Raw genomic sequence first — 19,761 nt, 5'->3', positions numbered from 1 at the left:
ATGAAACATTGGTTTAATAATTGGTACAATCTATTTCTAATTAAGTATAACTAAACAAAACTAAATGGTCAAACATAGTATTCTCAAGCCTAAATGAACTTTAAAATTAACCGAATTGACTGTTACTTGAAATCTGTATTAGCACAATAATACAACTGTATTATAATAGATTTCCAGTTTATATGATTCTATTGTCGTAGAATAAAACAGGACTAGGACTCTAAGCAACAATCCCCATCCCTTTGCTATTTATAATTATTTTCATTTCTCTAATTCGACAAAAACCTCATCTTTTAGCTGATTCATTTTTCCAGTTGCATCATTGAAAGATGTCACTGCGGACTTGACCATGTCATTTTGAGAATTCACTTCACCTACTTTATCCCTAAGCTCCGTCATCTCTATTTCTTCAGTAATAAGCATTCCATACAATTCTTGTTGTAACGTTAAAAGTTCTTTGTATTGAGATATAAAATCCGTATGCAATTCATACCTTTCACTGATAGCATTCTTCAGTTCTTCAATACCTTTTTTGTTAGTTTCATCTGCTTCTTTGATAGCTTTATCAAGACCGTCTATAGAACCTTCTGCCTTATTAATGGATTTTTCTTCTCTTTCTATATGAGCGACACGGAGATCAAGTGAACTTTCAAGTTCAGTGACGTTCTTCTTGAGCACTTCTTTTTGTTCCTGAGTCAGCTCCATTGTTTCATTAAATAATTTTTGTTCTGTTTTTTCAAGCTCTGTCAATTCAGCTTGCCCATCCCGGTACTCTTTTTCAGCACTATTCATTTCTGCTAAAGCATCAGCCACTATCTTTTCGACTGAAGTTTCGAAACTGCACCCAGAGAGTAACAATACGAGTGACAGTACGACTAGCATTATATTTTTCCTCAAAATTAAACCCCCTCCAATTCCTTATAAACTATAGCGTTTTGGATTCTTGAATTCAAGTTTGCGTTTAAATTCTTTCACCCCATTTAACAATCGCTTATACTATTCAATATAGATAACTGAAAGGATGTTTGTACATTGATTTTAATGAAACATATTGTTCGAGAAGGGCACCCCACTTTACGTAAACATGCCGAAGAAATGAAATTCCCTTTATCTTCAGCTGACCGGGAACTCTGCGAGGACTTAATGGAATACGTAATAAATAGCCAGATCCCCGAAATTAGCGAAGAGTTTGATCTGCGGCCCGGTATCGGAATCGCAGCCCCTCAACTCAATAAAGCGAAAAGGGCTTTTGCACTCCACATTACTGAAACTGATCAGGAACCGATTAGTTTTGTAGCTGTAAACCCCAAAATCGTCAGTCACTCCATCGAAAAAACCTATCTTTCTTCGGGTGAAGGTTGCCTTTCAGTTGACCGGGTAATTGAGGGCTATGTCCCTCGCCATGCACGAATCACTATTAAAGCTTATGACATTGATGGAAATGAATTCAAAAAGAGATTAAAAGGATTGGCAGCCATCGCATTTCAACATGAACTCGACCATTTGAACGGCATTATGTTCTTTGATCATATTGATGAAAACTTACCGTTTAAAGAAATTCCCGGTGCATCTCCTTTCGAACGGGATTAATTATACGACTTTAGATGTAAATTTTAATCTAGCTGAAAATCAAGAAGACCGAGATAAATGATGGATCTTTCAGCTTTGCTGAAAATCAAGAAGACCGAGATAAATGATGGATCTTTCAGCTTAGCTGAAAATCAAGAAGACCGAGATAAATGATGGATCTTTCAGCTTTGCTGAAAATCAAGAAGACCGAGATAAATGATGGATCTTTCAGCTTCGCTGAAAATCAAAAAGACCGAGATAAATGATGGATCTTTCAGCTTCGCTGAAAATCAAAAAGACCGAGATAAATGATGGATCTTTCAGCTTCGCTGAAAATCAAAAAGACCGAGATAAATGATGGATCTTTCAGCTTCGCTGAAAATCCTACTTGACAGAAGGTTCTGAATTTGTTATAATGATTTCGAGGAGTGATATAGCCATGTATAAACGCCTAAAACGCAAATTGTTGAAACGGCTAAATGGCATACTCGGAAAGAAAACTATTGCTTAAACATATTAGCCTGCCATGAAATTGGTGGGCTTTTCTTTATTTTAAAGAAGTGTCATGCTACTATAAAGAGAATCAGTTCAAACGAACGTAAAAAGGAGAGCAAACGATGATTTATAAAGTATATTATCAAGAAACTACACTTCAAGTACCAGTCCGTGAAAACACTAAAAGCATGTACATCGAAGCGGACTCGGAGAGGTCAGTCCGCCTAAAGTTAAAAGATCGTGGCTATAATATCGAATTCATCCAATTGCTTGAAGGTGTTCATCTAGAACATGAGCAGGCTGCACCCTATTTCGAGCTCGAAGAGGTTTAAGGATGAAATCTATTAAAAACAATGAAACTGCCGTTTTCGCTTTAGGCGGACTAGGGGAAATCGGTAAAAACACATATGGTGTGCAATTTCAAGACGAGATTATCTTAATTGACGCAGGGATAAAATTCCCTGACGACGAGTTACTAGGAATCGACTATGTCATTCCTGATTACACGTATCTCGAAAAAAATGTGGACAAGATTAAAGGCCTATTTATTACTCATGGCCATGAAGACCATATTGGTGGTATTCCTTATCTACTGCGTAAAATTAATGTCCCTGTTTATGGCGGTAAGCTTGCACTTGGACTATTGAGAAACAAACTTGAAGAGCACGGTCTGTTACGAACTACAAAGCTGATTCCATTCGGCGAGGATGATGTATTCAAGTTTCGGAAAACGGCAGTATCATTTTTCCGGACAACACACAGTATTCCAGATGCTTTCGGTGTTGTAGTTAAGACTCCGTCAGGTAACATTGTTCATACAGGCGACTTCAAGTTTGACTTCACTCCAGTTGGTGAACCCGCAAACTTGACTAAAATGGCGAAAATCGGAAGCGAAGGTGTTCTATGCCTGCTATCTGATAGTACGAATGCGGAAATCCCTAATTTCACAATGTCTGAACGAAAAGTTGGCGACAGCTTGAATGAGATATTCAGAAAAGTTGAAGGTCGAATTATCTTTGCGACATTTGCTTCTAATATCCATAGATTGCAGCAAGTCATTGAATCAGCTCAAGTATTTGGACGTAAAATTGCGGTATTTGGACGCAGCATGGATAACGCCATCACAATTGGACGCGAACTCGGTTACATTGATGCGCCTAAAGAATTATTTGTAGATACGCAATCACTTAATAAATTGCCTGCAAATAAAGTAATGATTCTTTGTACTGGTAGTCAGGGTGAGCCAATGGCAGCACTTTCACGTATTGCTAATGGTACACATCGTCAAGTTCAAATCCATCCCGGTGATACGGTTATCTTCTCTTCATCTCCAATTCCGGGTAATACGCTTAGCGTCAATAAAACGATTAATGCATTGTTCCGCGCGGGTGCGGATGTACTGCATGGTACTCTAAACAACATTCATACTTCCGGACACGGTTCTCAAGAAGAACAGAAATTAATGCTTCGACTGATTAAACCAAAATTCTTCATGCCGATACACGGTGAATACCGAATGTTAAAAATGCATACCGACCTTGCCGTCTCTTGCGATATCCCACGAGAGAATACGTTCATTATGGGTAACGGTGACGTACTGGCTCTTACACAAGACGAAGCACATCTTGCAGGCCGTATCCCCTCTGGTGATGTATATATCGACGGAAGCGGGATAGGTGATATTGGAAGCGTCGTATTGCGTGATCGCAGAATTCTATCTGAAGACGGACTCGTCATTGTTGTTGCAACAGTAGACTTGAAACGCAATCGCATAGTTTCAGGTCCAGATATCATTTCCCGTGGATTCGTTTATATGCGCGAATCTGGTGCAATGATTCATGAAGCACAACAGATGCTTTCGAAGCAAATGCAGCGGAAGCTCGCTAATTCACCATCAGATTTCGACGCACTAAAAAGTGAAGTCATCGATGTCCTCGGACCTTATCTATACGATAAGACAAAACGTAAGCCAATGGTTCTTCCTGTCATTATGGAAGTTTAATTGATTTAAGATCACAATTGAGTGATTATTGCATTTCCAAAGGAATGTTATAACACTGAATGCTTACTTGTTCATTGACTTGTACAAAACTAAATTAAACACACAAAAAGAGTCCAATTCACATATGAATTGGGCTCTTTACTTTTTCCTATATGCCAGGACTTGTGACGAAAGTACAACTAGGAATACGGTTTGTTTCAATTAAGTGAGTGCGTTTAATAACAGTCGCAGTTTTATCCCCGAGAACGAAATGTGCTCCCCTACATAATTATAATACGAACTAGTAGATTGTAGTGGAGAGCGGCGATTCCAGCGGGAACAGCTAGGAAGAGAAAGAATTTCACTCTCCCCTGGCTGAAGACCCCACAAGAACGCAGTGAGAGGAGGCTGAAGCCGTGCCTGCGAAAAACGTCCGCTCGGATACATAAATCAACGGCATTTAAGGTAATCGGACTTTTTCAGTGCCCACGGAGGCATCCACAAAGCGGCGATGCGTTTTAGTAGGGATTCTACATCACTCGCATCTCAAAATCACTTTCAATAATGAAACTTTCCAGCGCAGGCGCGGCAAAGGGGTAGCCGAAGCCATGAGACTGGATGCGAAGCGTTAATCCAGGCTCAGGGCGAGAGGCATCCCCATAGCGCAAAGCGGTCTACAATCCACACTCTGAATCACATACTCTGTCAATAATGATCACACTAGGGAAGGCCAGACAAAGGATATATACATTTTGAATATGCCGCGAAAACCGTCAAATTGTCTTGTTAGTGGAAATACAAATAGCACCGCCAATGGCAGTGCTGACTATCGTTCTAATTCGATGTTAGTTGGCTTATTATTTCATAACTGAGTGCATTAGAGGATTTTTATGGTCGTTTAATGAAGTGCTTTCTTTTCAAACTTGTGTATTTCTTCATCCGATCCAATTACGATTAAGATGTCTTCAAGCCTGATCTTTTCAATTGCCTGAGGGGATACAAGAATTTGCTTACCTCGTTTAATAGCGACAATATTCACACCATATCTCGCCCTAATATCAAGATCAATTAGTGTAAATCCAACAAGTTTATCATTTGCCTTTATTTCTGCAATTGAAAACTCGTCCGACAATTCGAGATAATCGAGTATATTGTTTGATACCATATTATTCGCAATTCTGATACCCATATCACGTTCGGGATGGACAACTTGGTCGGCACCAATTTTTCGCAAAACTTTCTCATGCGAATCATTTTGTGCTTTCACCGTTATCTTTTTCACACCAATTTCTTTTAACATCAGCGTTGTCAAAATGCTAGCTTGTATATTTTCACCAATCGCAACAACAACGTGTTCAAAGTTTCGGATGCCAAGTGATCGAAGGACTGATTCATCAGTAGTATCAGCAGCTACTGCTTGCGTTGCCAAGTGGGCATACTCATCCACTCTTTCAGGTGATATATCAATCGCCATGACGTCAGCATCTAGTTCGATCAGTTCTCTGACGATACTGCCTCCAAATCGGCCCAATCCAATCACTGCAAATTCCTTTTTCATATAGCACCCCTCCCTATCCACTAACCTGATGCGAATAGTTTATCATATTTAAGAAAAGCAGAAGGCGCCCGGAGCTAAACAACAAAAAAACAAATCGCCTATCAACTTCGGTAATCCTTAAACATTCTTCTGTTTTAAAAAACCCGATGCCGCAAATGCGAAATCGGGCCAAATCCTACTCTTTTTTCATTTCATCTAGTACACGGTTAACACGTTTCTCAAGCATCTTCATGCCTCCGCCGCCCGCCTGGAAATGACGCAGCTGACCGTCTTTATCAAACACATAGTATGCCGGAACATATTGGTTATCAAATTTGTCGGTAAGTTTCGCTTCACTGTCAACGAATATTGGTTGAGTAATATCATGTTCAGCTGCAACTGATTTAATTTGATCTAAGTCCAGATCATCTTCCGAGCGCGGCATATGAACTGCGACGACATTTAAGTCCTCGCTATATTTGTCTCTAAATTGGTTAACTTCAGGCATTGCTTCTTTACAAAGGTGGCAGCTGACTGACCAAAAGTGAATCAGCGTCGGCTTTTCACCGACCAAATCCGTCTTCACCAATTCTCCATTTAACCATGCTGTCGCACCTTCAAGTTCAGGTAATTGATCACGTAATTTCATATTTATTTCCTCCTTCATTTTTCAAAAAAATCCCCACTGCGTAATATATGCACGGGGATTTCATTTAGTAAGATTTGAACTTTATCTTAAAGTGTCTTCTGACCAGGTCTCCAGTTAGCCGGGCAAAGTCCACCCGTTTGAAGTGCTTGTAGAACTCGTAGTGTTTCATCTACATCACGGCCGATATTGTTGTGGAATACAGTTTGATACTGCAGTTCACCTTCAGGGTTAATGATGAATAGACCGCGTAACGCTACGCCTTCTTCTTCAATCAAAACACCATAATCGCTTGACGTTTTGTGGTTTGTATCTGCAGCAAGTGGGTATTTCAATTGCTCAAGACCATTATCTTTACGGTCTGTGTTAATCCACGCTAGGTGAGTATGAATTGTATCTGTTGAAAGTCCAATAATTTCTGTATCCAAATCTTCAAACTCATCATAACGGTCAGACATTGCTGTTATTTCCGTTGGGCACACAAATGTGAAGTCCATTGGATAGAAGAACAATACTGTCCATTTATCATTTTTCATGTTTTCCTCAAGGCTTACTTTACCAAAAGACTTATCTGCAAGTACTGCATCCAAAGTAAATCTTGGAGCTTGCTTACCTACCATACGATTAATCATTAAATAACCCCTCCACTAATTCTTTTGTGCTAGGTCATCTCACCCGCACAATCCTTTTCAAGAATAACAAAAAAAATGCCCTAATTCAAATAGAGTGGCTTGTCCAAGCTACACTCTACTCAATATGTGGCAATTCCATGACGAATATACAATTAGTATGTTTAACCTCTTCCCTCTTTAGGGAAGAGGTGTGTATGTGTCATTTACAATTAGATGGTTTTGGTGGGCGTGCTAAACAATACTCACAACCTGGATCGCTACAAGAGTCTTCCCGCCATTCATCGCACGCCGGGCAGAAGATGGAATCGTGTTCGTCATTATAATCCAGTGCATCAAGACAAACTTTACAATGATTGGCTAGCTCATGTATACGGAGGATTTTCCGATTTTTCGTATAGTAAATACCCTCGAATCCTTTTTTATTCGTCATTAGAGTTTCTAGTGAATCCCAGCCGAATCCTAGATCTTTCATCGTCCAATTTCGATCATTAGGGTCCAAATAGAAAACTTTCTTTTTTCCCAATCAAAGTCCCCCCTTTATTCGCTATATTGTACCATGAAAAGACAAAATTTCAATTGCCGAGGGTGAATTCAGATGAAGACATCAGTAACTATTACTAAACTTGATATTCTTCGATCACATATGTCATTCATTCTACCTTTAGGTTATGACAGTAGAAAAAAAGATGAGCTATTCTTAGCTCTGAATAAAAACGCCTTTTCCTATTTCCAGTTGAACGACAACGCTGAGAAGGCGAACTATTACGGAGAAGGAATTACGGTAGACGGAAAGGAACTTGAACAATACTTTTTACCCTATATCGAACGTAAAATTTTCCCTACATCGCTGAAGGAGAACGGTTTCCATAGGTTTACTAAATCTATACAAGAACGCTTCATATATAGAGTCAGAGATACAAGTCTACCCTTCATCATCCACAGTATAGATATCGTCGTAGCACCATTTGGCCTTGCCTTTCTATCAATTAGAGTCCAATTAGACAATGAAGAATTGGATCTGTCAGACGTTCTTGATTTTATGCATCATTTCAGGACAATCGATCAAAAGTTGGAAGAGGAGCGGGGAATGACAATTAGTTCTCCTACCTATGGAGATGGCTTATCCATACACGAATTGCTTTTTGTTCACCTCTGTCCATTTTTGATAGATTTCCTTCTCCATGATAAAAATCTGAACGGCTATTTCGGTTCACTGCCTTACTATGAGGATGAGAGAATGTACGCTTCAGCATTTCTTTTCAGTCGTGAAGATTCACAAATAACTGAAGATCAATTGTATCGGATGGGCGCCTTGGATGGACGTACACCAGATGGAAAGCCATTCATATCTGCAAATAACTCTGAATACATCCGCCGTTCTTTAGGCGAAACGCTACACGATAGATGGGCTCCGGACACCTATACCATTGCAACTGAACATGCGTTTATCACCGTAACGAATCACCTTCCTGAAGATATGTCCAGGGAGCTTTCACAATACATGGGGACCCATTACTATAATTTTCTTCTACACTACTTTTATAAAGTCATGCTCTTACAAGTATCGTTCAATTATAGTGAAATCAATTGGAAAAAAGACGAGGAATATGTCAAATCACTCATCAAACTCATTACTCTTTTTACCTCCTGGTATTATTTCCAAGAAATCAGTACGCGCTCGGAAGGTAAAGAACTTTCATTGAGATTCCGGCAATCCTTCGCTATAGACAGCTTATTTAAAGAAGTAAATAAGACTTTGCAGGAACTTTATAAAAGCCAGGAGAACATTGCTTCTGACAGGATGAACATGCTCCTACTCATCCTTACTATTTTTACCGTCGTTTCAGGAATTTACGGAATGAACTTAGTCATAGATGATTGGGCGTCTCCTTCAGGCTGGAAAGCACTTTCTACGTATACTATTTTTGAATGGATATCCCTTGTCACTGCTTTGAGCGGAATTGCTCTATCTGTGTACTTAACTTTCACGACTATCGGAAAGATGGCGTTAGGAAAACTGCGACAGAAGAAATCAAATACGCATCAATGACTATGACCGGAACCCTTCGTTCACAAAAAGGGTTTTCCGGTTATATTTCATCAATTACGTCTCGGCGTATTTGCATCCAGATTTTGAATCGAACCTGATGCCTACAGTGGCGAAGGATTGAACTGTATCCTTCCTTGTTGGCGAAGGGCGTGGCGATCTCAGGTTGCCTTCATTACCTTGTTTCAAAATCTGCGACATCCGCCGAAGGCTTTATCAGGGAGGAATTGAACTTCATTACTCTATGTTCAGCGGGCGTTTGGACACCCCTGAACAGGAAAACAAAACAGCATTCATTTCCCACCTATGGAGGTGAGAGATGAATGCTGAATAAAGATAAATAATAGTTCTTGATTTCCGACCTAGATTTCGTATAATTAAAAGGGTTTTTAGTAAACTTCGAGTATACTATCACTAAACTCCATAAAATTTGGGGAGGAATGTCCGTGGAGATTGGAAGTAAAATAAAAAGCCTACGTCTAAAAAAAGGACTGACACAGGAAGAACTTGCAGAACGTACAAATTTAACAAAAGGACATATCTCACAAGTAGAACGGAATCTAAACTCCCCTTCCATTGAAACACTTTTCGCTTTGTTGGAGGTTCTCGGTACGACACCAAAAGAGTTTTTCGATGAACCCACAAAAAATGTGAAAGTCGTATTTTCTGCTGAAGATCAGACAATCTTCGTCGATGACGAACTGAAATATGATATTCGTTGGTTGGTGCCACGTTCCAATGAAAATGAATTAGAACCGGTTCTTCTAACTTTCCATAAAACGGGAGAGTTCAAGAGATTCGATCCTTCACCATCTGAAACGTTTATCTATGTTTTAAAAGGCAAAATACGCATTGAAATTGGAGATTCACACCATTTTGCCACTAAGGGAGATGCTGTTTATTATGACGCATCGGAGCATCACCGCTTATTAAACGCATACAATGGATCGAGTGAGATACTACTTGTTGTGACGGAATCTTATTTATAAAACGAAATGCGGCAAGACTGGACCATACAGAACTTTCACTATTAGAAAAAGGGGTGTCTACATGACGACTCAACCGATTATTCGTTTTGAAAATGTTACAAAAAAATACAGTAATGATACAACCGTATTGGACGGTGTATCATTCGAAATGGAACGTGGAAAGTTTTATACACTTCTAGGTCCTTCCGGTTGTGGTAAAACGACGATTCTAAGACTCATTGCAGGTTTCATCGAACCAACGGAAGGTACAATTTACTTCAACGGCAAAAAGATCAACAATGTACCTGCCAATGAACGTCAAGTTAACACTGTTTTTCAGGATTACGCTTTGTTTCCCCATTTAAACGTTTTCGAAAATGTCGCATTTGGTCTGCGCATTAAAAAGGTAAAACAAGCTGAAGTCAAACGTCGCGTCATTGAAGCACTGAAATTTGTTAATCTAGAAGGTTATGAAAATCGAGAAATTGCGGAGATGTCAGGCGGACAGCGTCAACGTGTAGCTATAGCACGCGCAATCATCAATGATCCGGAAGTTATTTTACTCGATGAACCGCTATCGGCCCTCGATTTAAAATTGCGTTCTGAAATGCAATATGAACTTCGAGAATTGCAACAGAGACTGGGGAAAACATTCGTATTCGTTACCCATGACCAGGAAGAAGCTTTGGCGATGTCCGATGAAATCTTTGTTCTGAACACTGGCGAAATACAGCAATCAGGAACACCTTTAGATATTTATGATGAACCCATTAACCGATTTGTTGCTGACTTCATTGGCGAATCTAATATCGTACCAGGGAAGATGATTGAAGACTTTGTAGTCCAATTTACAGGACAAACATTCGCATGTGTTGATAAAGGACTAAATCCCAATGAAAAAGTGGATATTGTCATCCGTCCGGAAGATTTAGAACTGACAACAGTCGATAAGGGGAAACTAAACGTTACAGTAGATACCCAATTATTCCGTGGTGTTCACTATGAACTATCCACTTACGATAAAGACGGAAACGAATGGCTTGTTCATTCCACTAAAAAAGCGGAAGTTGGCGTAGTCGTTGGACTTGATTTTGACCCAGAAGACATTCATGTTATGCGATTGAATGAAACTGAAGAAGAATTTGATGCCAGACTTGAGGCATATGGGGTATTGGTCGATGAACAATAAACCATTGCGTCCATTTTATACAATCCCTTATGCCACTTGGATTTTACTGTTCGTCATTGCACCGATTGCACTTATTATTTACTATTCTTTTTTTGATTTAAGTGGCAATTTTACATTTGACAACTATATCAACTTTTTCTCATCGGTTTATTTAAAACTGACCATCAATTCGTTCTGGTATGCGTTTCTAATCACTTTGTTCACATTGCTCTTTTCATACCCGACCGCATATTTCCTGACGAAGACGAAGCATAAGCAACTTTGGCTTTTGTTAATCATTATTCCATCTTGGATTAATCTTCTCTTAAAAACGTATGCATTCATTGGTCTTCTCGGTCTCTACGGCCCCATAAATGCATTATTGGAAACGGTTGGAATTGGCAAACAACAAATTCTTTTCACCGATTTTAGTTTTGTTTTTGTTTCCGTTTATATTTTTATCCCATTCATGATTTTACCGATTTTCAATTCACTCGATAAATTGAATCCTGTGCTCATCGAAGCATCCCGCGACCTTGGAGCAAATTCATGGACAACTTTCAGACGAGTAATTTGGCCACTCACTTTAAATGGGGTTAAGTCGGGAATCCAGGTCGTCTTCATCCCTGCCCTGTCGTTATTCATGATTACTCGACTGATTGCTGGGAATAAAGTTATTACACTAGGAACTGCAATTGAACAACAATTCCTTGTTACACAAAACTGGGGTATGGGTTCCACCATCGCCGTATTCCTGATTTTATTCATGTTTCTCATTATGTTGATTACAAGCAGCAATGATAGGGGGTCGACAATCAATGGGAAAATTAAATAAACTCCCTAAGATTTATTTGATTACCGTTTTCATCATTTTATATGCCCCTATATTTTATTTAATTTTTTACTCTTTCAATTCGGGCGGCGGAATGTCGAATTTCGAATCGTTCACCCTTGAACATTATTCGGCTGTCTTTGAGGATACGAGGTTAATTGTCATTCTACTTAACACGATTATTGTCGCACTTTTATCAGCGCTTGTTTCTACAGCAATCGGTGTGCTGGGTGCACTGTCAATTGTTTTCATGCGCAACAAAGCAATGCGCAAAGCCGTACTGTCACTCAATAATATATTAATTGTCAGCCCGGATGTCATCATCGGTGCTTCGTTTCTCATCCTATTCACAATAATTGGGGTGAAACTTGGTTTCGCTTCTGTACTTATTTCACATATTGCTTTCAGCATCCCTATTGTCGTTATTATGGTGCTGCCAAAACTGCAAGAGATGAGTCCCACACTTATCGATGCCGCTCTCGATTTAGGTGCTACCAAACGAGATGTTTTGACACGCGTCATCATTCCGTTCATTAAACCAGGCATATTAGCAGGATTTTTCCTTGCGTTGACGTATTCCCTTGATGATTTTGCGGTAACATTTTTCGTTACAGGTAACGGATTCTCCACACTTTCCGTTGAAATTTATTCAATGGCACGCTCAGGAATAACACTGACAATCAATGCATTGTCCGGACTTATCTTCATAGTGACAGTCGGACTTGTACTTGGTTACTATGCGATTAGCCGCAAAACTAAAACTCCACTTTCGGGGGTGAGGAAATGAAAGACATTTTACGTGGTGCAGTAATAATTCTTATTGTTTCCACAGTCCTGCTTTTCGTCAATTCGAAGTTGAATGACGGAGGTGCACGTTCCAGTAAGGATTCCATCACCGTTTATAACTGGGGTGAATACATTGATCCTGATTTGCTGAAACAATTTGAAAAAGAAACAGGAATTAAAGTATCCTACGAAACATTTGATTCGAATGAAGGGATGATGGGGAAAATTGAACAAGGCGGGACAGCATACGATATTTCAATGCCTTCGGAATATATGATTGAAATGATGCGCGATGCAGATTTATTACTCCCGCTCGATTACAGTCAAATTCCCAACATAAAAAACATTGACCCCTATTTCCTAGACTTGCCTTTTGATCCTGACAATAAATATTCACTTCCTTATTTTTGGGGGACACTTGGAATCGCTTATAATCCCGAGCTGTTGGATGGTCAAACATTTGATAGCTGGGATAAATTATGGGATCCATCTCTAAAACAGCAAGTTATACTAGTCGACAGCGCAAGAGAAACCATTGGAATGAGTCTGAATTCATTAGGCTATTCATTGAACTCCACTGATTTAAACGAATTGAGAGAAGCGACTGATAAGCTGAAAACCTTAAGTCCTAATGTTAAGGCGGTTATCGGAGATGAAGTAACTCAACTGATGATTAACGAAGAAGCAGCGATTTCACTAACATGGTCCGGTCAAGCTGCAGACATGATGTATGAAAACGAGGATATCAATTATATTGTTCCCGAAGAAGGTTCAAATCTTTGGTTTGATAATATGGTAATTCCACGTACGTCTACCAACATCGAAGGTGCACATGCGTTTATCAACTTTATGCTCGATGCCGAAGTTGCGGCACAAAATGCTGATTATGTTGGTTACTCTACCCCGAATATAGCTGCTATGGATATTTTGGATCCTGAAGTGACAGAAGACGAGCGCTTCTACCCAGACAAAGAAACACGAGGACATCTTGAAGTCTATCGCAATCTTGGACTTGAAATGCTCGGACATTACAATGAGTTATTCCTGGAATTCAAAATGGATATGAAATGAATGTATGATTGACGACCTTGTTTTCTACTTAGGTCGTCTTCATTAATTAAATATTGTATTAATATGTATTCAAATGAAGCTTATGGTATTATAGTTTAGTTACAGAAGTAGTTTAGAAAGCGGTGGTATTTCTGACAAACAAGTCCAATAATTTCGCTTTATATGTTTTAATGTTCAATATGTTTATAGCCATGGCAGGATTCGGTCTTATTATTCCTATCATGCCGGAATATCTCGGAACGTTCGGGGTTGCTGGTCAAGCACTCGGTTTTTTAATTGCAATATTTTCATTCTCACAATTTATCTTTTCTCCGCTTGCCGGTGATCTATCCGATAAACATGGTCGAAAAAAATTGATCATTATTGGTTTGATTATTATGGGTCTATCCCAACTCGCATTCGGTTTAGCCACAGAATTATGGATGCTTTACGTCGCACGATTCTTCTCTGGACTCGGTGCTGCCTTCATGATCCCTCCAATGATGGCGTTTGTTGCCGATATCACTACGTACAAAGAAAGAGGTCGAGGGATGGGTCTGCTAGGTGCCTCAATGTCTTTTGGCTTCATGATTGGTCCTGCAATCGGCGGCGCCCTATCAAAAATAAGTTTAGAATTCCCTTTTTACTTCTCCACAGCAGCAGCTTTAATTGCAGCGGTTATCTCAGTTTTTGCTTTGCCGAATCCAGCCACTAGCAGCGCTGTTGAACCTGGAAGTGAAAAAAAGAGTGAAAATCTATTCAAACAGATGAAACGATCTACCACAACGCCTTACTTTGTCATGTTAATTGTAATGTTCGTCTTTTCTTTTGGACTGGCTAATTTCCAATCAACCATTTCTCTTTACGTCGATCACAAATATGGCTATACGCCTTCTCAAATCGCCGTCATTATTACAATTGGAGGTTTTGTAGGAGTTATCGCTCAGACATTCGTTATCAATAAACTGTTTAAAAGATTTGGTGAAATGCGTGTCATTCTAGTTAATCTTATCATCGCGGCACTAGGGATGATTGGCATTTTGTTCGTCGATTCATTTTTCACTATTCTTTTCGTTGCTACTATTTTCTTTACAGCCACATCTCTTCTCAGACCGGCCGTCAACACCCTCGTTTCCAAACTTGCTGGCAGTGAACAAGGCTATGCAGCAGGGATGATGTCTGCTTACATGAGCTTAGGAAACATGATTGGACCGGCACTTGCGGGCGTATTGTTCGATATTAATATTATCTACCCATACATCATCGGAACAATCATCCTGCTCATCTGTTTTGCCCTCGCCAACTATTGGTCAAAACGAAACGGAGAATTATTAGCAAAGCTATAACTCAAAAGCGCAGGACGCCTGTCCAGAGGCGGCAGGCATAAGACAGGTTGGCGAAGCAGCGTTCTTTGCTGCACAGCCAAACTGACTTATGACCGAGCCTCTAGGCCGTATGGAGCTAGACGAATCAAATCCACAGTCACCTATTCATTCAAGTAAAAATCCCTATCATACCGGCTATTATTCCGGCGTGATAGGGATTTTCTCATTAAATTACGCACTGCTCGATCCGGACTCCACTAGAGTCGTTAGAACCCCTTAAAAGTTATAATCATTTTGTAATTTATTTGCGTGTTCCTGTACAATTTGTGTGAACGCATCAACTTGTTTCAATGCGAACGACGATTCGTATCCTATCAGCCATGTATCCCGCGTCAATTCGAACTCTTCTTCGCTATTTAAAAGAGGTATTTTATTGACATTCTCATCCCCAGTAAGCGTAATCGAAGGCAAAATCGCATAACCGATACCGTTTATCGCGAGTTGCTTGCACGTCTCAATCTGATCTACTGTAATCTGACGTCCAGGATTTTGATGAAAATGACGCTGCCACCACCGCTGGATTTCCATATGGTAGTTTGAATCACTTTTAAATTGGATGAACGGTCTTTTAGTGTCTCTTAATTCATCAATTGATTTAATTTCACGATCTACTAAATAGAGACGATCCCGAAATAAATAGGTTTTTCTGCTCTTCCAATCAACCTGACCACGCACGATACCCACATGTGCCTCACCCTCATATAACGCTTTAACAATTTCTGAACTCCAACCCGTTATCAGCGAGATTTTTGCATCGGGATACCTTTCCACATACTCTTGCAATATTTGTGGCAACCAAGTCTGACCTACAATAGAGGCACATGCTATCTTCAAAGTACCGTGCACCCTGTCAGCCATCGAAGCAATCATTTCAAACGTTTCTTCCCTCTTAACGATTGCTTCACGCGCATAAGCGATGACAAGTTCTCCTGCAGGTGTTGGCTCAAGTCCTTTCTGAGAGCGCAGAAACAATATTGTTCCCCATTCTTTTTCAATTGACTGCAAACGCTGGGAAAGCGCAGGTTGCGATAAAAAAAGACGCTCCGCCGCTTTTCTCATATTCCCTTCTTCAGCAAGTGCTTTGATGATTTCAAGTTCTGTCGTCGTCATGAAGAAACCCCTTTCCACGTGGGATTTTCAATATCAAAAGCAAACTGATTACAGCAAAAGCAGCTACAGCAATATACACCCATTCTAAAGATCCATCGAGGATATTTTGTAATAAATTCAGATTTGAGTTTGGTATTGTTTGCCTCAGCTTTTCAGTTAAAAGAAGATTAATATCATCTAAACTGTAATCTAGGTTTTCTTTTTTGAAACCCGCCATTATCATACCGTTTAAAATAGCCCCAAAGAGTGCGGCTCCAACTGTATTTCCAAAGTTTCTCATGAACATATTAGCTGCAGTCGCAGAACCTCGCATCTCTCTTGAAACCGCCCCTTGGATTGTTACAGTGAAAGCTGTACTCGTCAATCCCATACCGATACCTACAAAGAAGCTGGACATTGCAGCCCACCACGGTCCAGACGCTGCATTCATCATAACAAACAAAGATGTCCCTAGAACAAGCGATATGCCCCCTACAAATGAGACCACAAACGGACCAAAGCGGATCAATAAATGCCCCGCGACAGACGACGCAATCGGCCAGCCTATGGACATTGCCGTCAAGGTAAATCCAGCGATAATCGCAGGTTGCTCCATGACACCCGTCACATATGTTGGTAAATAGGATGAAATACCAATTAATATGATACCTGTCGTAAGTGACACGAGATTCGCATACAAAATAACAGGATTCTTCCACATTGCGAATGGCATGACGGGATTCACTGCTTTTCTCTCAACTCTGACGAATAATGCCAGCGCTCCGAACCCCACCACAATAAGCGTAATGCTGTAAAATGACAGTCGACCAAATGACTGACCGCCTTCAACAAGCCAAAAGAGGATTGTGGATAATGATAATGTAAGAAGTATGGCCCCTTTATAATCAATTGACACTTTTTTCGAACGCTGAGGTTCGTGTAAAAACAAGTAGATACCGACCATCGCAAGAATACCTAGTGGCACGTTTACCCAAAAGATATACTTCCAATCCATATATTGGACAATCAGCCCACCGATGACAGGACCAGATACCGCAGAAATCCCCCAGACACTCGATAAATACCCTTGGACTTTTGCGCGCTCTTCAGTCGTATAAATATCACCAACGATAGTCGTTGCAATCGGCATAACAGCTCCTGCGCCAAGTCCTTGTAATAACCTGAAAACAATTAACTGCTCCATTGAAACAGCAAAACCGCATAAAATGGAACCGATAATGAAAATGGACAACCCTATAAACAATATTGGCTTACGACCAAATATGTCCGCAAGTTTACCATAGACAAGAACAGTTACCGTACTCATCAGTAAATAAGAAGAAAAAACCCAACTATATCTTGAAAACCCCCCGAGATCTGAAGCTATTGCGGGCATTGCTGTTGATACAATAGTTGCTTCTACCGCCCCGACAAACATAGCCAGCATAACCGAAATTAGTACCAATGGACGATTCGTTTTTTTAATGGTCTTCACTGCTATACAGTCTCCTTTCAAACAGAAAAAGGCCCCGCCAAGGAGCCAGTCGTTAAACCACAAATTCTTATTGAGCTGAATAAATGTATTTTTTAAATTGTTTCATTATCACTCTTCGCGTTAAAATACCGGCAAATGTACCGTCCTCTTCAGTAACACATAGGAAAGTATGGTCAATTAAAAGATCAAGCCCTTTTTGGAACCGATCACTCGTTTTTATGGTTGGTAAATCAGTCTGCATAATTGCATCTACTTTTAAGTTTGCTAGAAGTTCATATTCGATACGTTCAAGACCCAAAATCGAATCTGTTATCATTCCCATACTAAGTAACCCTTTGAGATGATATTTCGCATCAAGGACCGGTATAGCTGAATAACCTGTTTTTGTCAGAACAAGGAGAGCGTGCTCCGCATTATTGCCAACCTGCACGTGGGCAACTTTTTCAGACGATATGATAAATTCCGCGATTGGTGTAAAAAGAAAATCCCTATTATTAATAGATATCATGTAAATCTGCTCCTTCTGTAGCTTTGCTATTCACCTAAAAACTACATATCTATCATATCATAAGAAGGGCTTTCTTTCCTCAATTTGACAAAGAAAACCTCTCCGATTAAGAAGAGGTTGCATAATAGAAAATGACAATTAAAATGAAGAATGCAGCGGTGAGAGAAATCCAAATAATTGGATTTAAAGTAAACGGATGATCTTCGTTCTCTGCAGCAGTCTGGATATCTTGTCCACTTATAACTGCAAATGCCTTGTTCCATTTCCATACGGAAACAACACTAATCGAGATGATGATCAAAACAACGATGACAAATGGTACTGTCCAAATATCCAAGCGTACATCTCTCCTTTCGAAGGTAGGATGCACTATTTATAAATAGTTAATCATCAAAACGGATAACTTTTTAACCATTGGCCACCATCAAGCGTAACAATTTCTCCATTCATATAAGATGCTTTATCGGACATGATGAATGCAGCCAGTTCTGCGACTTCTTCCGGCTGTCCGAGACGACCTAAAGGAATTGAAGCCAATGTACGTTTCGCAGCTTTTTCTGATTCCCAGAGTTTTCCTGCGCCTCCTGTGCGCTCGATTGGACCCGGAGCTATCCCATTCACCCTAATTCCGTATTGTGTACCCCATTCAACCGCTAGTGTCCTTGTTAACGACATTACGCCTGCTTTGGCTGCTGCGGAATGAACAACACCTGCTCCTGCATCCCACGCATATGTTGCAAGCATATTTAAAATCGATCCTTTTTGACCTTTTTCAATCCAATATTTCCCGACAGCACTTGAACAGTAAAATGTTCCATTTAAGACGATATCAATTACAGTATTCCAGCCATTTGGCGATAAATCTTCTGCTTTAACAATAAAATTTCCCGCTGCATTATTAACGAGACCATCGATTCTACCAAACTTTTCATCAGTGAAAGCAACTAATGCATCCACATTTTCTACTTTTCGTACATCCATCTGGAATACGTGGGCATGATCGCCAATTTCTTCTTGCGCTAGTTTCAATCTATCCATATCCCTGCCTGTTATAACAACTTGGGCACCTTCAGCAGCAAATTTCTTCGCCATATATTTCCCCATTCCATTCGATCCACCAGTGACAATAAATACCTTTTCTTCAAACATTTCAATTCCCCCTCGCAATGAATGAATATTCACTCATTATTGTATCATTTTATTTGCTACATGACGAGATTAATAGAATGGATTGACCTGTTTATCGTTAGAAAGTAATTAATGTGTCTATATAAGTTAAATTAAAGAATCCCATTGAATCCGCTTGCGCTGGTGTGTACATTATCGGGAGAGTTGTCAATTCAGAAAGTGGATTGAAGAACGCTTGGCGCTTTGGGGATGCCTCTGGCCATGAGCCTGGATTAACGCTTCGCATCCAGTCTCATGGCTTCGGCGACCCCTTTGCCGCGCCTGCGCTGGTGTGCACATTATCGGGAGAGTTGTAATTCAGAAAGTGAATTGAAGAACGCTTGGCGCTTTGGGACTGCCTCTCGCCATGAGCCTGGATTGGCGCTTCGCATCCAGTCTCATGGCT

At 40.1% G+C, this 19,761-nt stretch carries 20 protein-coding genes; 10 read left to right on the top strand and 10 right to left on the bottom strand.

The features are described 5' to 3' along the window. Positions 1-261: 261 nt before the first annotated feature. On the bottom strand, positions 262-897 hold the full coding sequence (locus AC1TO6_RS03950) for a YkyA family protein (RefSeq protein WP_482100302.1): 636 nt from the start codon (positions 895-897) through the stop codon (positions 262-264). 135 nt (positions 898-1,032) lie between these two features. On the opposite strand from AC1TO6_RS03950, the gene def reads away from it, so the two are divergent. The 3 genes from def (at position 1,033) to rnjA (ending at position 4,066) form a co-directional block, all read left to right on the top strand. Then, positions 1,033-1,590 (top strand): peptide deformylase, encoded by a 558-nt coding sequence (gene def / locus AC1TO6_RS03945; protein WP_482100301.1) that lies wholly within the window; start codon positions 1,033-1,035, stop codon positions 1,588-1,590. A gap of 596 nt (positions 1,591-2,186) precedes the next feature. Then, the gene (locus tag AC1TO6_RS03940) at positions 2,187-2,396 is read left to right on the top strand and encodes a DNA-dependent RNA polymerase subunit epsilon (protein ID WP_482100300.1); all 210 of its coding nucleotides are present in this window, start codon (positions 2,187-2,189) and stop codon (positions 2,394-2,396) included. Positions 2,397-2,398: 2 nt separating this feature from the next. After that, the gene (gene rnjA, locus AC1TO6_RS03935; protein WP_482100299.1) at positions 2,399-4,066 is read left to right on the top strand and encodes a ribonuclease J1; all 1,668 of its coding nucleotides are present in this window, start codon (positions 2,399-2,401) and stop codon (positions 4,064-4,066) included. A gap of 877 nt (positions 4,067-4,943) precedes the next feature. Here the strand turns inward: rnjA and AC1TO6_RS03930 are convergent. From AC1TO6_RS03930 to AC1TO6_RS03915, 4 genes are all read right to left on the bottom strand, one after another. Next, positions 4,944-5,603, bottom strand: a complete 660-nt coding sequence (locus tag AC1TO6_RS03930) for a potassium channel family protein (RefSeq protein ID WP_482100298.1) — start codon at positions 5,601-5,603, stop codon at positions 4,944-4,946. Positions 5,604-5,778: 175 nt separating this feature from the next. Beyond that, positions 5,779-6,231, bottom strand: coding sequence for a TlpA family protein disulfide reductase (locus AC1TO6_RS03925; RefSeq protein WP_482100297.1), 453 nt, complete (start codon positions 6,229-6,231; stop codon positions 5,779-5,781). Positions 6,232-6,317: 86 nt separating this feature from the next. After that, positions 6,318-6,860: a peroxiredoxin gene (locus tag AC1TO6_RS03920; RefSeq protein WP_482100296.1), complete on the bottom strand. Its 543-nt coding sequence runs from the start codon at positions 6,858-6,860 to the stop codon at positions 6,318-6,320. A gap of 199 nt (positions 6,861-7,059) precedes the next feature. Further along, positions 7,060-7,383, bottom strand: a complete 324-nt coding sequence (locus tag AC1TO6_RS03915) for a hypothetical protein (protein WP_482100295.1) — start codon at positions 7,381-7,383, stop codon at positions 7,060-7,062. 72 nt (positions 7,384-7,455) lie between these two features. On the opposite strand from AC1TO6_RS03915, the gene AC1TO6_RS03910 reads away from it, so the two are divergent. The 7 genes from AC1TO6_RS03910 to AC1TO6_RS03880 all read left to right on the top strand — a co-directional run bounded on the left by AC1TO6_RS03910 (position 7,456) and on the right by AC1TO6_RS03880 (position 15,057). Then, on the top strand, positions 7,456-8,910 hold the full coding sequence (locus AC1TO6_RS03910; RefSeq protein WP_482100294.1) for a hypothetical protein: 1,455 nt from the start codon (positions 7,456-7,458) through the stop codon (positions 8,908-8,910). Positions 8,911-9,353: 443 nt separating this feature from the next. Beyond that, positions 9,354-9,896 carry a helix-turn-helix domain-containing protein gene (locus tag AC1TO6_RS03905; protein ID WP_482100293.1) on the top strand — a complete coding sequence of 181 codons (543 nt, stop codon included), beginning with the start codon at positions 9,354-9,356 and terminating at the stop codon, positions 9,894-9,896. 61 nt (positions 9,897-9,957) lie between these two features. Next, positions 9,958-11,064 carry an ABC transporter ATP-binding protein gene (locus tag AC1TO6_RS03900; protein ID WP_482100292.1) on the top strand — a complete coding sequence of 369 codons (1,107 nt, stop codon included), beginning with the start codon at positions 9,958-9,960 and terminating at the stop codon, positions 11,062-11,064. Continuing rightward, positions 11,054-11,878, top strand: a complete 825-nt coding sequence (locus AC1TO6_RS03895) for an ABC transporter permease (protein WP_482100291.1) — start codon at positions 11,054-11,056, stop codon at positions 11,876-11,878. The genes AC1TO6_RS03900 and AC1TO6_RS03895 overlap by 11 nt, the downstream gene beginning before the upstream one ends. After that, positions 11,862-12,662, top strand: a complete 801-nt coding sequence (locus tag AC1TO6_RS03890) for an ABC transporter permease (RefSeq protein WP_482100290.1) — start codon at positions 11,862-11,864, stop codon at positions 12,660-12,662. Before AC1TO6_RS03895 ends, AC1TO6_RS03890 begins: the two co-directional genes overlap by 17 nt. Beyond that, positions 12,659-13,732 carry an ABC transporter substrate-binding protein gene (locus AC1TO6_RS03885; RefSeq protein ID WP_482100289.1) on the top strand — a complete coding sequence of 358 codons (1,074 nt, stop codon included), beginning with the start codon at positions 12,659-12,661 and terminating at the stop codon, positions 13,730-13,732. The genes AC1TO6_RS03890 and AC1TO6_RS03885 overlap by 4 nt, the downstream gene beginning before the upstream one ends. A gap of 131 nt (positions 13,733-13,863) precedes the next feature. Further along, positions 13,864-15,057, top strand: a complete 1,194-nt coding sequence (locus AC1TO6_RS03880; protein ID WP_482100604.1) for an MFS transporter — start codon at positions 13,864-13,866, stop codon at positions 15,055-15,057. A gap of 255 nt (positions 15,058-15,312) precedes the next feature. Here AC1TO6_RS03880 and AC1TO6_RS03875 read toward each other — a convergent pair whose 3' ends face one another. From AC1TO6_RS03875 to fadH, 5 genes are all read right to left on the bottom strand, one after another. Further along, positions 15,313-16,206, bottom strand: coding sequence for a LysR family transcriptional regulator (locus AC1TO6_RS03875; RefSeq protein ID WP_482100288.1), 894 nt, complete (start codon positions 16,204-16,206; stop codon positions 15,313-15,315). After that, entirely contained in the window at positions 16,187-17,632 is a 1,446-nt protein-coding gene (locus tag AC1TO6_RS03870; RefSeq protein ID WP_482100603.1) for an MDR family MFS transporter, read from the bottom strand. The genes AC1TO6_RS03875 and AC1TO6_RS03870 overlap by 20 nt, the downstream gene beginning before the upstream one ends. A 115-nt stretch (positions 17,633-17,747) precedes the next feature. Further along, positions 17,748-18,188: a cyclic-di-AMP-binding protein CbpB gene (gene cbpB, locus AC1TO6_RS03865; RefSeq protein WP_482100287.1), complete on the bottom strand. Its 441-nt coding sequence runs from the start codon at positions 18,186-18,188 to the stop codon at positions 17,748-17,750. Positions 18,189-18,294: 106 nt separating this feature from the next. Then, positions 18,295-18,525, bottom strand: coding sequence for a hypothetical protein (locus tag AC1TO6_RS03860; protein ID WP_482100286.1), 231 nt, complete (start codon positions 18,523-18,525; stop codon positions 18,295-18,297). 53 nt (positions 18,526-18,578) lie between these two features. Next, positions 18,579-19,337, bottom strand: coding sequence for a 2,4-dienoyl-CoA reductase (gene fadH, locus AC1TO6_RS03855; protein ID WP_482100285.1), 759 nt, complete (start codon positions 19,335-19,337; stop codon positions 18,579-18,581). Between the last annotated feature and the right edge of the window lie 424 nt (positions 19,338-19,761).

It is taken from the genome of Sporosarcina sp. Y352, assembly GCF_056786535.1.
The sequence above is the reverse complement of the archived record's forward strand: the minus strand, read 5'-3'. Positions and strand labels throughout refer to the sequence as shown.

Coding starts and splice junctions, on each gene's coding strand:
- AC1TO6_RS03895 (WP_482100291.1), top strand. CDS start 11,054: ATGAACAATAAACCATTGCGTCCATTTTATACAATCCCTTATGCCACT.
- AC1TO6_RS03925 (WP_482100297.1), bottom strand. CDS start 6,231: ATGAAATTACGTGATCAATTACCTGAACTTGAAGGTGCGACAGCATGG.
- AC1TO6_RS03930 (WP_482100298.1), bottom strand. CDS start 5,603: ATGAAAAAGGAATTTGCAGTGATTGGATTGGGCCGATTTGGAGGCAGT.
- AC1TO6_RS03910 (WP_482100294.1), top strand. CDS start 7,456: ATGAAGACATCAGTAACTATTACTAAACTTGATATTCTTCGATCACAT.
- AC1TO6_RS03890 (WP_482100290.1), top strand. CDS start 11,862: ATGGGAAAATTAAATAAACTCCCTAAGATTTATTTGATTACCGTTTTC.
- fadH (WP_482100285.1), bottom strand. CDS start 19,337: ATGTTTGAAGAAAAGGTATTTATTGTCACTGGTGGATCGAATGGAATG.
- AC1TO6_RS03885 (WP_482100289.1), top strand. CDS start 12,659: ATGAAAGACATTTTACGTGGTGCAGTAATAATTCTTATTGTTTCCACA.
- AC1TO6_RS03870 (WP_482100603.1), bottom strand. CDS start 17,632: ATGCTGGCTATGTTTGTCGGGGCGGTAGAAGCAACTATTGTATCAACA.
- AC1TO6_RS03900 (WP_482100292.1), top strand. CDS start 9,958: ATGACGACTCAACCGATTATTCGTTTTGAAAATGTTACAAAAAAATAC.
- cbpB (WP_482100287.1), bottom strand. CDS start 18,188: ATGATATCTATTAATAATAGGGATTTTCTTTTTACACCAATCGCGGAA.
- AC1TO6_RS03920 (WP_482100296.1), bottom strand. CDS start 6,860: ATGATTAATCGTATGGTAGGTAAGCAAGCTCCAAGATTTACTTTGGAT.
- AC1TO6_RS03940 (WP_482100300.1), top strand. CDS start 2,187: ATGATTTATAAAGTATATTATCAAGAAACTACACTTCAAGTACCAGTC.
- AC1TO6_RS03875 (WP_482100288.1), bottom strand. CDS start 16,206: ATGACGACGACAGAACTTGAAATCATCAAAGCACTTGCTGAAGAAGGG.
- rnjA (WP_482100299.1), top strand. CDS start 2,399: ATGAAATCTATTAAAAACAATGAAACTGCCGTTTTCGCTTTAGGCGGA.